Source organism: Methanoplanus endosymbiosus, from assembly GCF_024662215.1.
Lineage (GTDB): Archaea > Halobacteriota > Methanomicrobia > Methanomicrobiales > Methanomicrobiaceae > Methanoplanus > Methanoplanus endosymbiosus.
This window is the reverse complement of record NZ_CP096115.1, coordinates 789462-803577: the sequence shown is the minus strand read 5'-3', so window position 1 is coordinate 803577 and position 14116 is coordinate 789462. Positions and strand designations below refer to the sequence as shown.

Here is a 14116-nt window from a genome sequence, read left to right as displayed (position 1 = left end):
TCATGCCTCCTCTTCAGCTGTTATGAGCCGGAAATATGGCCCTTTATTCTTCATAAGCTGCTGATGTGTTCCCTCTTCAACGATCTTACCTTTATCAAGGACAATAATATTGTCACAGTCCCGGATAGTACTCAGCCGGTGAGCAATTATAAGACATGTACAGCCTCTTTTCCTTAGATTATGCTCAATCTGTTTTTCAGTGAGTGCATCAAGGGCACTGGTGGCTTCATCAAGAACAAGAATGGATGGGTCTTTGGCAATTGCCCGTGCTATCTCAAGCCGCTGCTTCTGACCCCCGCTTAAATCCCGGCCACCTTCTGAGACCGGATGGTCATAGTCTTTTGAAAGTGATGAGATCAGGTCGTGTATCTCTGCATCCTTTGCAGCCTGGATTATTTTGGCATCCGGAAGGGTTTTATCCCACAAAGTAATATTGTCCCGGACTGTTCCCTCAAAGATGAAGATCTCCTGATTCACGAATGCAAGAGAGAGGTACAGCTGCTGCTTTGGAATTTCAGAGATTTTTTTGCCGTCTATGAGTATCTCTCCTGACCATGGTTCATACAGTCCGGCCATCAGACGGGCAATAGTACTCTTGCCGCATCCTGAAGGCCCTACCAGTGCAACACGGCTTCCCGGTTTTAGTGAAAATGAGAAATTATCCAGCAGCGGAGCTTCAAGGGGACTGTAGCCAAATGTTATATCCTTAAACTCTACATAACCGTCCAGTTTTCTCTGCTTATTCCCTGTCAGGGGCTCCGAATCAAGGATGGATAATTTTTTGTCGTCCGGGATATTGCGCTCAACATCGGCAAGTCTCTGAAGTGTGCCTTCAAGCTCTGATAAGTCCCCTCCTACGTTTATAAGCCTCTGGATTGGCATCAGGAAATTTGCAAGCAGTGCCTGATATGCGAAGAAGAAACCGATTGTGATGCTGCCGGCAAAGATAAGATTGCTTCCTACAGCAAGGATGGCAGTTGTTCCAAGACCGTTTATCATTACCGGAACAATAGCCATCATTGAGGAGGTTTTTGAGACAGAACGCTCGGTATTAATGTACTGTGCATGATGTCCTGCCCATCTCTCAAAGAATTCTGATTCTTTTCCGCTGGCTTTAAGCGACTCGATCATCCCGATTCCGGAGTATGCAACCCCACTGATCTTTCCCTGTTCAAGGATGAGTTTTCTGCTTAAGTCTATTCTTTTTGATGAAATCCAGCTTAAAAATACGAGGTTTCCTATGGCAATGAAGCAGGCTACAACTGAGAGTGCAGTGCTTAGTATGAAGAGCAGTATAAGATAGACTATTGATATGAAGATGTCAAGGACTGCTGTTGCACCTTTCCCGCATATGATCGCTGATACCTGGTTGTTTAGTTCAACTCTTGATGATATCTCCCCTGCGTACCTCTGATCAAAGAAACTGACCGGCAGGAATAATATTTTATGAAAAAAAGTCCTTGATAGTCTGAATGACAGGTCGTTTTCCCATTGTGCAAGGCATGTCTCCCTTGCCCAGCTGATCAGTAACTGGAGTACCACAAAAAAGCTCATGTATAAAAGAAGCGGGTACAGCAGTGATGAGCGGTTTGCCAGAACAATATCATCAAAGAATATACTGTTTGCAACCGGAAGGGCAATTCCCGGAATTAACATTGCCACTCCTGCAATGATTAGGTATATCAGCGGGATGATTTCAGGCTTTATTTTGGGTATTAACAGGCTTTTGATATTTGTCCGTGAACCTGAAGGTCTGAAGTTGTTTCCGGGGGTGATGCTGAGGACTATTCCTGTAAAAGACTGATTTAGCTCCTCCATCTTTACTGTCCGTCTGCCAATGGCTGGGTCGTTGATGTACGCTTTATCTCCGGTAAATCCTTCAAGGACTATGAAATGGTTGAAGTTCCAGTGGAGTATAACTGGCATTTCAAGGTCTCTTAGTCCGTCAACGTCTTTTCTAAGCCCCTTTGCCACCATGCCATATTTCCGGGCGGCTTTTACCATATTAATGGCCTGGCTTCCGTCCCGTGATACTCCGCAATCTGCCCGGACCTTCTCCAGCGGGAGGAAAAGTTTATGATAGCCAAGAATAATTGCCAGAGCCGCAGCTCCACATTCTACTGCCTCAAGCTGTAGTATTACCGGAGTTTTTACCCTTTTTGCTGGGCGGATCATGTTATGAAAATTGATAAACTTAGTATCGATTAACTTCATAAGATATGTTACTGTTTATAGTGGCGGGAAGAATTTTTCCAGAACGGTCTCTTCATCTGTTATTATCCGTCCGTGGCACATGAAGTAGGGTTTTATTACCGGTTCTTCGCCTGTCTGTGCAGAATAAACAAATGATTCCGGGTCTTTTTTGTCCTGTATGGGAGAGACTGTTACTATGTACACCGGATCTCCGGCTTTTTTCAGGAAGTAATCCCCAAGTTCTGAATGATTGAGTCTTTCTGTTATCTCATCTTCTGTTACCGGCCATGATGAAATGCCGGTGACTGTTCCTTTTATGTATGTATATTCTTCCATGTCCATGTTCTGCGGAGTTATCTGTGCTTTCATTCCGGTGGATACTTTGTTTCCTTCATCTATCGGGATGAAAAGCAGAACTTCATAATCCAGCGGAGATTTAGGGGCATGGTCCGATGAATTGCTTATGAAAATTCCGTTGCCGTTTACTGTGCTGTATATGGTCATGGTCAGATACGCTGATGACACTGTAATAAGTATGACTGCCAGAGCAGCAAGCAGAATCCATAAGGACAGCCTGGGCTGAACGATGAGCTGTTGAGTATTGTCGGGAGCGGCCAGCCTCTTTAATGGTTCTTTTCTAAACAGGTCTTTTCTCATGTTTTTTCCTGTCCTTTGGTGGTCTGTATGAATTATCCGGATATGGGGCTGTTCAGCAGAATTTTTACCATGGGGGCTTTAAATTATTTTATGACGGCTGAACATTTTACTGTTCTTATTTTTATTTCAGAATGGCAGCTGATCTGGCATAATACACAGTATGTCAGAACTGTAACCGGTACCCGGGTCTGCCTTATTGTTATGAATAATTCCTTAGTGTCACCTGTGTTCTTACATTCTGTAACCGGCATCCGGGTGATGAAACTGTAAGAACCGGTAATATCCATATGTAGTAGGTTTTTATGCTTATATTTTCCGGATATAACTTATGGTGATAGATTATGTGGTTTTACGCTTTCGTAAAAACTGTTATGGCTGAGGTGCTGTTGTCCGGATGCTACTAAGATTTATTGTGTTATTCCGGCAGAAATTACCTGAATATGGCTGTAAAGGGGTTCTATGGAGATCGTAAAGATTAAGGAGCTAAAAAGTCTCTACAACTATATATGCCACCTGAAAGTGCAGAAGAATTTGTAAAGAGGATGCAGACTGATAAAGAGTTCTGTGAGAAAATTCAGAAGGAAGACTCAGAAATCAGGCATAAAATCATCAGGGGAGCCGGGTTTGATTTCACCAGAGAAGAGCCGGATAAGGCAATGGAAGAGCTTTCAGACGAAGAACTTAAGGCAGTTACGGGTGGAAGCGATTCGGGCGTTGCTGACTGCTATGTCCATTGTCATTTTTAGGTTGAATGAATCAAAGGTTCCTGAACAATGGGTGCCTTTAGGATAGGTCAGATTTTCATTTAATGTTCTAAATGGGCGTGGATCTGTCCTGCTCTGAACCTAAAAATTTAAGTGGTTGTAATACTAATTGAAGTTTATGTCACTTGAAAGTGCAGAAAAATTTGTAAAGAAGATACAGACCGATAAGGACTTCTGTGAGAAAATTCAGAAGGAAGACTCAGAGACCAGGCATAAAATCCTCAGGGAAGCCGGGTTTGATTTCACCAGAGAAGAGCTGGATAAGGCAATGGAGCAGCTCTCAGATGAAGAACTTAAGGCTGTTACGGGTGGAGGAGCCGGTTCAGACTGTCGTAGATTCCTTCCCGAGCATGCATTTTGGGCGTGAACAGAGCATTATATGATCAATAGGTTTATTTCCCCAACCCCAATACAACCAATTTTATGCATTATATTTTTGATTTAGGTCCCCAAATAGATTAAATGACATTGAATATTCTGGTGATTAATTAATCACTATGTCTTGGATCAGGCGAGTTAAGAGAGGAAGTAACCCAAATAGCTAAAAAATATGCACTATTCCTTTTTGACCCTTCCATTTACGAGCAAAGATTTCATGTTTAGTGCATCAGGTTGCTTCCGAACATCACCAGTCATATTCATGTGGCAGACTTCAATTTCATCTCCCAAATCAATGTCCGTTCTCTCCACCCTCTTAAGTTTCCTTAAGAAGTCCCCGGTTGTTAGTTTCATATCCTTAGAATCAGAAGATTTAATCATAATTTCCAATGCTATTCTAAGTCTGAAAGCAAGCATACAGACAAAGAGCTAAGGGCTGTTACGGATGAAAAGCCATTGTGGCACTGGAGATGGATCGGCACAGTCGGATTTTTCAGTGATGTATCAGTAGGAAACTGATTTTGCCTGCTCAAATCAACCGGAAAATGAACTGTTTATTATAAATAATCATTCATCACTGGACCTTTAGACAGTGCCTCTGAACCTAAAAATTTAAGTGGTCATAATACTAATTGAAGTTTATGTCACTTGAAAGTGCAGAAAAATTTGTAAAGAAGATGCAGACCGATAAGGACTTCTGTGAGAAAATTCAGAAGGAAGACTCAGAGACCAGGCATAAAATCCTCAGGGAAGCCGGGTTTGATTTCACCAGAGAAGAGATGGATAAGGCAATGGAACAGCTCTCAGACGAAGAACTTAAGGCTGTTACGGGTGGGAGCGTTCCTGACTGCTTTGCACATTGCCATAATTACTGGTGAAATACATTAGTATAGTATATTACAAACTTTCCGGAATAGTCCGGAAAGTTTGCTTAAGACTATGTGGTGCGATTAGAATGCACGCCTATAAATAATCTTCATTTCATTCAGATTATTCCTAAACGTAAGGTTCTGCACTATAAAACAACCGCAATATGCGTGGCTGCTTTTCGCGTAGTCCGGGCTACAGTGCTGGTTTTTAACTATTCTCCCCCACAATACCTCCATTTTAGAAGACAAACCGTTTGATCTATATTTTATTTCACCGTAGAGGAGGTGGATCTCAGGCAGAGAAAAATGATTAGAAAATTTAAGCAGTCAAAAATCTTCACAACTATATATGCCACCTGAAAGTGCAGAAGGATTTGTAACGAAAATGCAGACTGATAAGGACTTCTGCGGGTAATTTCAGAAAAAGATAGAGGAAAACAGGTGTAATGTCATCTTAGATGCCGATTTTGATTTCCCGGAGAGGAGATGGATAATGCAATGAAACAGCTCTCAGAAGAAGAACTTAAGGCAGTTACGGGTGAAAAGGAGTCTGGGCAAATGTGGTTTTTGTGCTGTCCATTAAAATCACTCATCTGCCGGCAGGTTCTGTCAGCGCATAGATAGTGTGTAAAACATTATGATGTCTGTGAATGCTTTATGAGTGTGAAAATCAAAGGTGTCTGCCGGACGTGTGTTTTTATGGCAGGACTGGTCAGATTTTCATTTAACGTTCTAAACGGGCGCGGTTCTGTCCTGCTCTGAACCTAAAAGTTTAAGTGGTCGTAATGCCCATTGGCATATATGTCACTTGAAAGTGCGGAAAAATTTGTAAAGAAGATGCAGACAGATAAGGACTTCTGCGAGAAGATTCAGAAGGAAGACTCAGAAACCAGGCATAAAATTCTCAGGGAAGCCGGGTTTGATTTCACCAGAGAAGAGATGGATAAGGCAATGGAACAGCTCTCAGACGAAGAACTTAAGGCAGTTACAGGCGGGAGCGATTCGGGCGTTGCTGACTGCTATGTCCATTGTCATTTTTAGGTTAAATGAATCAAAGGTTCCTGAACAATGGGTGCCTTTAGGATAGGTCAGATTTTCATTTAATGTTCTAAACGGGCGTGGATCTGTCCTGCTCTGAACCTAAATATTTAGGTGGTTGTAATGTCCATTGCTATGGTGTCAAAATAGGGTTGGATTTTTGGCTCACTAAATACTTATCAGTGTAGCCAATTTTCTTCATGCATTTCTAATATGCCATTATTATTGTATGGTGACAATCATATGATGTAGTGACATATCATACCACAGTATGAGTTACATGCAAAAAACTACCTGCTGTCACAAAAATAGTGTTTTTAGGATTTATCCCTCCCATTCCACTTATTTATTGGAGTAAATAATCATATTTTCCAACGGCATAATGACACCATAGGTCCATTGGCATATCTCTACTATGTCAAATTAGCACATGGGCGAGCATGCACTGAGGTAAATAAAAAAATATAAATACTTTAAAATATATATTTTATATTTGTGTACAAATGAAAGGCTGTACAATAAAATTAGTTTGACAAAAAGGATTCGTACTTTTCGATCAAACTTGGGACAGTTACCTAAATCAGAGGTTTTTATTGACTTTTTTAAAACAAAGACTAATAATCTATTTCCAATTGGTATAGACTGTATTAAAGGTCTTTTTACAATTGAAAGTAGAGCTAACCTTACAAAGATCTCTGATTGTACAAGCGAAAGAGATAATCAGGCCTTTTCTCATTTTCTCTCAAATTCGCCGTGGGATCATTCTAAGATAACACAGTGGATTTATTCAAATGTTAATGATTTTGTTGGGAAAAACGGTGCATTAGTCATTGATGAGAAAGGTTCAAAAAAGAAAGGAAAACATTCAGTTGGGGTGAAAAGGCAATATTCCGGAAATGTGGGAAAAGTTGACAACTGTCAGGTAGGAGTCTATTCATGCTATGTAAAGGCAGCAAAAAGAATAATTCTTGATTTTAGGCTTTATCTCCCTAAAGAATGGTGCGATGACTCTGAAAGATGTGATAGAGCAGGAGTTCCCCAGGAATACAGAGTCTTTAAAACTAAAGGAGAATTGTGCCTTGAATTGATAGTTCGGGCAATAGAGGAGGGCATTAAATTTAGTTATGTTTGTATGGATGGATTCTACGGGGGTATTCCACAGTTGCTGACGAAACTTGAAGAGATGGGAATAACATATATGGCCTCAGTTAAGTCAGCAAATCGAGTTTATCTGGAAGAGCCAAAATATGGAATTCCACCAAGGAGAGGCAAAAGAGGAAGGATACCAACCAGAGTAAGAGTTCTAAACGGTACACCAGTCTATATTTCAAAAATTGCGAAATTGGCCAATGATTGGGAAAAAATCAAGGTCAGAGACTCTACGAAAGGTCCACTGGAAGCAGAATTTATTGTCAGAAAAGTTTGGAGGATAGATAGTAAAGAAAACAGACCACTTCCAGTTCTGCTTCTTATTCGTAGAGAGTTGGATGAAAATAACAAAATAGTGCACAAATATTCATTTTGTAATGATATTACTATCAATTCTCTGAAGAAATTAGCAGAGATGCAGGCTTCAAGGTACTGGATTGAGCGCTCTTTCCAGGATGCTGTGGATCTTGCAAAAATGGATGATTATCAGGTTAGAGGATGGAGAGGATGGCATCACCATATAGCACTTGTAATTCTTGCTATGTTCTATTTATGGCTTGATTTCAAAAATTTGGCAAGTAAGACAGAATTCGAACTTACAATTTATCATATGAAGCTCATAATACGATGTAAATATCCTTTGAATCCTATTACGAGTGAAAAAGTTGCCCATATTATAGTGCGGAATTGCATAAACCAAGAGAGAACAAAATTGTCGAAATCAAAGAAAAAGTGCCCAAAAAATGTAAGTTGAAGCTATAGTCTAAACCACCCTATATGCATTTAGATAGCTAACAGCTTCGACATATCATTTTGTTTTTTTACGATATGTGTCTTTCCAATGTAATATTTGGGTGCACAAATTAATGTAAAATTATTCTTAATTTAAATTAGATCCATTTTAGAACAAAAATGGTTGTCAAAGTCCTAAAAACGAATAAGGGACAACTTTATTCTGTTAAAAGTGACATTGTAGAGATATATGTCACTTGAAAGTGCAGAAAAATTTGTAAAGAAGATGCAGACCGACAAGGACTTCTGCGAGAAGATTCAGAAGGAAGACTCAGAAACCAGGCATAAAATCCTCAGAGAAGCCGGGTTTGATTTCACCAGAGAAGAGATGGAGCAGGTGATGGAACAGCTCTCAGACGAAGAACTTAAGGCTGTTACGGGTGGGAGCGTTCCTGACTGCATTACAGTTTGTCATAATTACTGGTGAAATACATTAGAATTCTTATTGATATTGATTCTCACCCATGTTGAACTATAGTCTAATACAAAATTTTCCGGAAAAGTCCGGAAAGTTTGCTTAAAGACTATGTAGTGCGATTAGAATGCACGCCTATAAATAATTTTCATTTCATTCAGATTATTCCTAAACGTAAGGTTCTGCACTATAAAATGGTGCAATGGTGTGATATGGACAGATTAGTCTTGATTAGATGATATGTCATATCAGGTATGAGTAAACCGGCAAAGTTTTGATTAACACCCTTACACATCTTTGCTTCTTTTTTCCGGCTGTGGTGAGATGATACGGTATCCGGGGTCCGGTTTTTTCTCTTTTTTTGTGTCAAAAAGGTCCTTACAGAGTTCTTTTGTCGTAAATGTCCTGATATACGCCTCCAGATGTTCATTCAGGTGGTTTTTGCAGGCTGTGCAGTATTCAGGCCCTTCCTCGCCGAACTCCTTTGCCCTTAGCCTTTTATTGGCACATCCGCCGCCACATATGGGAAGCATTTCACAGTCCGTGCATTCAGGGTCACAGAATGGGTCTGTTCCGACAGTATATTGTGCTCTAAGAACGGGATTTGTAACCGGTTCATCATTATATACCGAACCGATAACCATCTCCGGTTTTCCGGGGTCTTCCCAGCACTTATAGAGTTCTCCTTTTGGGCCGACAACAAATCCCATATGCCGGTTGGCAAGACAGACACTGCCAAGGTAACTTTCCGGATAAAAGCCGCCCGGTGGAAGTATGCCCTCCTGCCGGAAGAGGCCTAAGTTGAAATTATCAAATTCGTCTGTGTTAAGGGTCCGGTTATAATAGGGGCTGGTGATCTCCGTCTGGACATGTCCGGTCTGCACTGTTATCTTCTTTCCTCTGAACTCTTCCATAAGACTATTCCTAAGCGGGATATAGTGGTCCATATTCTCACGGTCAATATTGACCCTGATCTTAAAGCTCCCCTGATAATCTGAATCAAGCAGTGCAGTGATATTGGCAAGAATCCGGTCATATGTGGGACCACCGCCGGCAAGTACCCGGCGTGTATCATGGATCTCCCGCGGACCGTCCAGTGTTATCTGGATGGACTTTATCATAAGTTCATTTAACCGGGAGATCTTATTTTCATCTAAAAGATAGCCGTTTGTAACAAGTCCTGCTTTTTCATAATGGAGATCAAGGTCTTTGAAGCGTTCTGTCAGTTCACAGATAATATCAAATGCAAGAAGAGGTTCACCGCCGTACCAGGTCACATCAAGGTGTTGGGCATCGTGGTGACTCTGAATAAATGTAATAAGCCTGTCTGTTGTATCCCCGTTCATGGTTGATCTGTCGTTTTGGCTCTGCTCAAAGCAGTAGGGACAACGGAAATTGCAGCTGAGTGTGGGGCAGATAGTAAGGGCAAGATGAGTGTTGTCAAAACAGGCAGCCTGACGCATGTACTGGCAGTTTTGGAGCAGATTTTTCTCTTCTCCGGGTTTTACCAGGACGTTTTTTTCATGCAGAATATTTAAAAAAGTTTCATTGCAGGGAGCAGTATCTGTTTTTCCGGTCAAAAACCCTTCAAGGATCTGATAATGTACTTCGTCAACTTCAAAAAGAGTGTTGGACATGATGCTGTAAAGGTAGCCTCTTTTGTTTTCTGACCGGAATAATCGGTTATATCGTGACCATTGCATGAATATCTCCAGTTTTATCTTATTATTTATCTGCAATAATTTTATCTTCTTTTTTTACGGCTTTTAGTTAAGGCAGGCTTAATACTATTGAGATTTCCGGATAATATACCTGCACGTTTAAGTTCTGTTATAAAAGCAGGTATGACTTCCGGATTTAAATAAAGTCTGGAATCCAAATCCCCCATATATGATACAGAGCTCCATTCATCCATAATATCGGCAGACAACTCTTCGGTAGATATTCCTCTGTTTTCATCAACTCCCGTTAAGATCAGCTCTATAATAGTCTTCTTAAATAAATAATCTGACATCAGATTGGCCGTATCATCTGGATCCATTCCACATCCCATCATAATAGTACCTATGTCATCCATATCAAGGTCAATAATATCCATAATATTGACGGGGATCTCGTATTTTATAATTGGTTTAAATATTGTTGTATGTTTTAATCCGGAAAATTCCGGACCTGTACAATATTTGTCTTCTATCTCCGGAACCTGATAAATTATATCTCCTCCGCTTATTTTTTCCTTAAGCCAAAATCCCTCTTCAGTCTCCTCAAGAACGCCCTGATCTTCCAGAACCCTGTTAATTATACTTAATGGCGAACTCTCAATAAATGTGGATAGTAAGTCAATCAGATCATAAGGATTGTCCCGGTCTTTTCCGTGCATCTGCTCCTCCATTCTTTCACTTACCTCCGTTACATCTTCTGCCAGTTCATCATGGGAGTACAGGAAGTCACCTTTGGATTTATCTTTTAGATACTGATCAATTGTATCTTTTATTATCTCATTTTTCTCATGCATTGCGAGAAAAATATTTTTAATGTCGCTATCGTTGTTATCTGCAATTGCAAGAATCCACCTGTTTATGTCATCCATTTTTCCGGTGATAATATCTTCCGGTTCGTTATGGAGGACTTCATTTATACGACATTTAGCACCGAATTTTTTCATAACCAGAATAAAATCTTTGGCAGATTCCCGGTCATAAAAAACAAATTTCTCATCAAATATCATTAATAATTATTGATCCGGAATATAAATATATCGTCCTTAAAAAAATCAACTTTTCAGCAGGCATTGTAAAATATCAGTTTTCATTATCTATGGAGTAAGTTTTCCGGAATTAAAACCCGGAAGCCTGAGTTATCTTCCGGACAGATTGAATTGTGAGCCAGAAAATCCTTAATAATCTGTCAATTACCCGGTCAGATTTGGATGTCCGGATATTCTCTCTCTGTTATTGGATGTCTGCATAATTTGGGGGGAATATAGTGATTATTTCCGGAAAAGCTGGTAAAATGGAATATATTCAGATTATATGCTGGGTTTTTATTTAATACTTCCGGGTGAAAAAAAAGCAGCAGTCATTATAATATACTCTGCCTGCGTAAAGGAATAAAATTGGGATATGATTAATATAATGAGCTATGAGAACAGCAGAATTGATGAAACTCTTGCTAAAATAGAATTCATTCTTGACGACAGCACCAATCATGAGGCGGTGCGTGCGGTTATGCAGACTACAGGCATAGCGTGCTGTTCGGATATGATCTCTGAGCTTAGAATATACAGTGAATATCTCCCTGTGGCAGAAGATATTGGCTTTACCGAGAAGGAGAGAAATCTCCAGTTTCTCTGGGAAGCAATCGACAGATATCCCATATCACTTGCGGTAAATTTCGCCTATCCTTACCGCCGTATCATTGCAAAACGGGCTTTTTTGTCATGCGGAAGAAATCTGATCTGTGAATCAGATGTCAGGTTCAACTTCGGGAGGAGGTTGTCCATAGGCGATGATGTCTTCATATCAAGGGGGGCATTCTTTGATACAAAAGGCGGTATAAAAATAGGCAGCTCTGTTGAAATCGGTGAATATGTCAGGATTATGACGCATTCACACAGTGAATCAGATCATACAGAAAGGTCATACAGTCCGGTAACAGTTGAACCATATGCCCGGATACTTGCGGGTGCTCTCATCCTGCCTGGAGTTACCGTTGGTGAAGGTGCAATTGTGGGGGAAGGTTCGGTTGTGACAGAAGATGTCCATGCCTGGTCGGTCGTATCCGGAAATCCGGCTAAATTTATCCGTGAAAGGGAGCATAAAGGAAAATCCGGTGCTGAACTTAAGCATATCTGGTTTAACATGGGAGCATTCCAGGATGAAGAGGAAATTCCGGAGAAGAAAAGCCCCTTTGCCGGGGTGCTTCCGGATTTGAAATCCGCAGTTAAGTCTGAAAAGGGTGCTGAGTAGATAATTTTTAACCGGAGAGGTTTTACGCTCTGTATGAATATTTTTTTCAGTCACAAAAATCCATACAGCCTGATTTGTCCGTAATGAAACCCCGATCTGTTACGTACAAATAGTTTTGTCAGTCATAGAATCCGTACAACTTCATTTGTCCGTAATGAAACCCCGATCTGTTACGTACAAATAGTTTTGTCAGTCATAGAATCCGTACAACTTCATTTGTCCGTAATGAAACCCCGATCTGTTACGTACAAATAGTTTTGTCAGTCACAAAAATCTATAATGATCAGTCAGTTACCCACGGCTAAAGTCATTGACATCCTGCCTTATTTGATTGTGAGACTTAGTAATCTCTATGAGTTCAGAAAATTCATATACTGAAGGTGTCTGACCCCTGCCTTCTTTTCTTAAACTAATGAATGATTCTTCTTCTAATTTTCTGATTATCTTCAACCCGCTATCATATGGGATTTTGGTGTCCTGAGAGAAATCCTTTGGTGTAAATATTGGCCGGGAAAATATAGCATCTATGGCCTGAACTGAATATTTTGAATTCAGTAATTGTGGAATTTCGGATTTCATCACAGAATAAAGGGCTATAATCTTCTGTGCCTTTCCGGAGTATTGATTTGCCTGATACTCCACAGCACGGAGAAAAAATTCAATCCATCTGTCCCAGTCATTGTTTTTTGAGAGGCCGGGAAGACAGCTGTAATACTCATCACGGTTTTTGTCAAAATAACCGCTTATGTAGAAGAATGGGCGGGAAATCAGATTATTTCTGTACATCAGCAGTGGTATGAGCATTCTCCCGATACGCCCGTTTCCATCGGAAAACGGGTGTATCAGTTCAAACTGACCTTTTAAAACTGCAATCTGGACTATAGGGTCTTTTTCTGTACTGTCCATATAATCCTCCCAGTTATTCAGATATTCCCATACAAGTGCAGGGGGTGGTGGTACATATGCGGCTTCATTCATTGAACAGCCATATGGGCCGATCCAGTTCTGCCACGACCGGACAACTCCCGGTTCTTTATTCCTGCCCCTTACGCCTTCAGGCAGTGTCCTGTGCAGGGATTTTATCGCCGGCATATAAAGCGGTTTATCTTTTAGTTCAGTTTCAGCACTTCTTATGGCTTTTAAATAGTTTTTAACTTCCTGAATGTCTGCTTTTCTGGCATCAGACATTTCTTTTCCGGAATAACTCTCAGATGCAAGTATCTCCTCAAGTGTTGTAACCGTACCCTCAATTCTTGAGGATAAAATGGCCTCTTCTGTTATAAATGGTGAGAGGAGTATTTCCGGATTGAGAATGCCCTGTACAATACCTTCATATTTTGCAAGAGCAGCATTTGATCTTCCGATAAGGGGTATATGGCTTACCCAGTCGATATCTTTCAGAGGGAGTTTTTCCGGATAAAAAGTTTCAGCCATAACTGTACTCTGTAATATATCATCCGGAATAATTAAATATCTTTTTCACGGTAAAATATGAAATTCTGAGAAATGAAGGCGTATTTGATGACCTACTTTATATTCAGTTTTTGTTTTGTAATCAAAAATTTCCGGTTGGCATTAGTTATAACCGGCGTTTTGGGACTGTATTATCTCTATAAAAGATCAAATATTAATAGAAATCACTCCCTGATTCAGCATATATCCGGAATTGCAGATATACCAAATATCTGTAAGACTAATGCAATTCAGTTTTATAAATAGCTAAACAATCATTTTAATCCACAATAAATCTTAAATCATTTACATTTGGGACATATGTCCTCATACTTAAGGCACTTCATAGCAATACTAATGTGGTGTATTTTGGTGCCTTAATCCGGCATTGAGGGGAGAGAAATAGATGGGACACTTTCAGAGACGGGTGCTGAGATCCGG

General features: G+C 40.3%; 14 protein-coding genes. 8 read left to right on the top strand and 6 right to left on the bottom strand.

What is annotated here, in order from left to right; translation table 11 throughout:
• Both L6E24_RS03295 and L6E24_RS03290 read right to left on the bottom strand, forming a co-directional pair.
• Positions 1-2214, bottom strand: a complete 2214-nt coding sequence (locus L6E24_RS03295) for an NHLP family bacteriocin export ABC transporter peptidase/permease/ATPase subunit (RefSeq protein WP_257743297.1) — start codon at positions 2212-2214, stop codon at positions 1-3.
• A gap of 15 nt (positions 2215-2229) precedes the next feature.
• Positions 2230-2850: a hypothetical protein gene (locus L6E24_RS03290; RefSeq protein ID WP_257743296.1), complete on the bottom strand. Its 621-nt coding sequence runs from the start codon at positions 2848-2850 to the stop codon at positions 2230-2232.
• A gap of 506 nt (positions 2851-3356) precedes the next feature.
• Here L6E24_RS03290 and L6E24_RS03285 point away from each other — a divergent pair.
• Both L6E24_RS03285 and L6E24_RS03280 read left to right on the top strand, forming a co-directional pair.
• Entirely contained in the window at positions 3357-3596 is a 240-nt protein-coding gene (locus L6E24_RS03285) for a Nif11-like leader peptide family natural product precursor (RefSeq protein WP_257743295.1), read from the top strand.
• 136 nt (positions 3597-3732) lie between these two features.
• Entirely contained in the window at positions 3733-3981 is a 249-nt protein-coding gene (locus tag L6E24_RS03280; protein WP_257743294.1) for a Nif11-like leader peptide family natural product precursor, read from the top strand.
• Positions 3982-4169: 188 nt separating this feature from the next.
• On the opposite strand, the gene L6E24_RS03275 is transcribed toward L6E24_RS03280, so the two are convergent.
• Complete coding sequence (locus L6E24_RS03275) at positions 4170-4409, bottom strand: hypothetical protein (protein ID WP_257743293.1); 240 nt, start codon at positions 4407-4409, stop codon at positions 4170-4172.
• A gap of 224 nt (positions 4410-4633) precedes the next feature.
• Between L6E24_RS03275 and L6E24_RS03270 the strand changes: the two genes are divergently transcribed.
• The 5 genes from L6E24_RS03270 to L6E24_RS03250 all read left to right on the top strand — a co-directional run bounded on the left by L6E24_RS03270 (position 4634) and on the right by L6E24_RS03250 (position 8267).
• Positions 4634-4870, top strand: a complete 237-nt coding sequence (locus L6E24_RS03270) for a Nif11-like leader peptide family natural product precursor (protein WP_257743292.1) — start codon at positions 4634-4636, stop codon at positions 4868-4870.
• Positions 4871-5347: 477 nt separating this feature from the next.
• A complete protein-coding gene (locus tag L6E24_RS03265; protein ID WP_257743291.1) occupies positions 5348-5485 on the top strand; it encodes a hypothetical protein in 138 nt (45 codons plus the stop codon).
• Between the two features lie 177 nt (positions 5486-5662).
• Positions 5663-5902, top strand: coding sequence for a Nif11-like leader peptide family natural product precursor (locus L6E24_RS03260; protein WP_257743290.1), 240 nt, complete (start codon positions 5663-5665; stop codon positions 5900-5902).
• Between the two features lie 526 nt (positions 5903-6428).
• Positions 6429-7802, top strand: coding sequence for an IS701 family transposase (locus L6E24_RS03255; RefSeq protein ID WP_257743289.1), 1374 nt, complete (start codon positions 6429-6431; stop codon positions 7800-7802).
• 228 nt (positions 7803-8030) lie between these two features.
• Positions 8031-8267, top strand: a complete 237-nt coding sequence (locus L6E24_RS03250) for a Nif11-like leader peptide family natural product precursor (protein ID WP_257743288.1) — start codon at positions 8031-8033, stop codon at positions 8265-8267.
• A 275-nt stretch (positions 8268-8542) separates the two neighbouring features.
• Here the strand turns inward: L6E24_RS03250 and L6E24_RS03245 are convergent, their stop codons facing one another.
• Positions 8543-9892, bottom strand: a complete 1350-nt coding sequence (locus tag L6E24_RS03245; RefSeq protein WP_257743287.1) for a radical SAM/SPASM domain-containing protein — start codon at positions 9890-9892, stop codon at positions 8543-8545.
• A gap of 107 nt (positions 9893-9999) precedes the next feature.
• The gene (locus L6E24_RS03240; RefSeq protein ID WP_257743286.1) at positions 10000-10983 is read right to left on the bottom strand and encodes a hypothetical protein; all 984 of its coding nucleotides are present in this window, start codon (positions 10981-10983) and stop codon (positions 10000-10002) included.
• A 394-nt stretch (positions 10984-11377) separates the two neighbouring features.
• Here L6E24_RS03240 and L6E24_RS14705 point away from each other — a divergent pair, with 394 nt between their 5' ends.
• A complete protein-coding gene (locus L6E24_RS14705; protein WP_308219141.1) occupies positions 11378-12223 on the top strand; it encodes an acyltransferase in 846 nt (281 codons plus the stop codon).
• Positions 12224-12514: 291 nt separating this feature from the next.
• Here L6E24_RS14705 and L6E24_RS03230 read toward each other — a convergent pair whose 3' ends face one another.
• Positions 12515-13657, bottom strand: a complete 1143-nt coding sequence (locus L6E24_RS03230; protein ID WP_257743285.1) for a Fic family protein — start codon at positions 13655-13657, stop codon at positions 12515-12517.
• Positions 13658-14116 lie beyond the last annotated feature (459 nt).

What these genes read in the sequence shown, in the direction of transcription:
- L6E24_RS03295 (WP_257743297.1), bottom strand. Translation starts at nt 2,214, where the DNA reads ATGAAGTTAATCGATACTAAGTTTATCAATTTTCATAACATGATCCGC.
- L6E24_RS03290 (WP_257743296.1), bottom strand. Translation starts at nt 2,850, where the DNA reads ATGAGAAAAGACCTGTTTAGAAAAGAACCATTAAAGAGGCTGGCCGCT.
- L6E24_RS03285 (WP_257743295.1), top strand. Translation starts at nt 3,357, where the DNA reads ATGCCACCTGAAAGTGCAGAAGAATTTGTAAAGAGGATGCAGACTGAT.
- L6E24_RS03280 (WP_257743294.1), top strand. Translation starts at nt 3,733, where the DNA reads ATGTCACTTGAAAGTGCAGAAAAATTTGTAAAGAAGATACAGACCGAT.
- L6E24_RS03275 (WP_257743293.1), bottom strand. Translation starts at nt 4,409, where the DNA reads ATGCTTGCTTTCAGACTTAGAATAGCATTGGAAATTATGATTAAATCT.
- L6E24_RS03270 (WP_257743292.1), top strand. Translation starts at nt 4,634, where the DNA reads ATGTCACTTGAAAGTGCAGAAAAATTTGTAAAGAAGATGCAGACCGAT.
- L6E24_RS03265 (WP_257743291.1), top strand. Translation starts at nt 5,348, where the DNA reads ATGGATAATGCAATGAAACAGCTCTCAGAAGAAGAACTTAAGGCAGTT.
- L6E24_RS03260 (WP_257743290.1), top strand. Translation starts at nt 5,663, where the DNA reads ATGTCACTTGAAAGTGCGGAAAAATTTGTAAAGAAGATGCAGACAGAT.
- L6E24_RS03250 (WP_257743288.1), top strand. Translation starts at nt 8,031, where the DNA reads ATGTCACTTGAAAGTGCAGAAAAATTTGTAAAGAAGATGCAGACCGAC.
- L6E24_RS03245 (WP_257743287.1), bottom strand. Translation starts at nt 9,892, where the DNA reads ATGTCCAACACTCTTTTTGAAGTTGACGAAGTACATTATCAGATCCTT.
- L6E24_RS03240 (WP_257743286.1), bottom strand. Translation starts at nt 10,983, where the DNA reads ATGATATTTGATGAGAAATTTGTTTTTTATGACCGGGAATCTGCCAAA.
- L6E24_RS14705 (WP_308219141.1), top strand. Translation starts at nt 11,378, where the DNA reads ATGATTAATATAATGAGCTATGAGAACAGCAGAATTGATGAAACTCTT.
- L6E24_RS03230 (WP_257743285.1), bottom strand. Translation starts at nt 13,657, where the DNA reads ATGGCTGAAACTTTTTATCCGGAAAAACTCCCTCTGAAAGATATCGAC.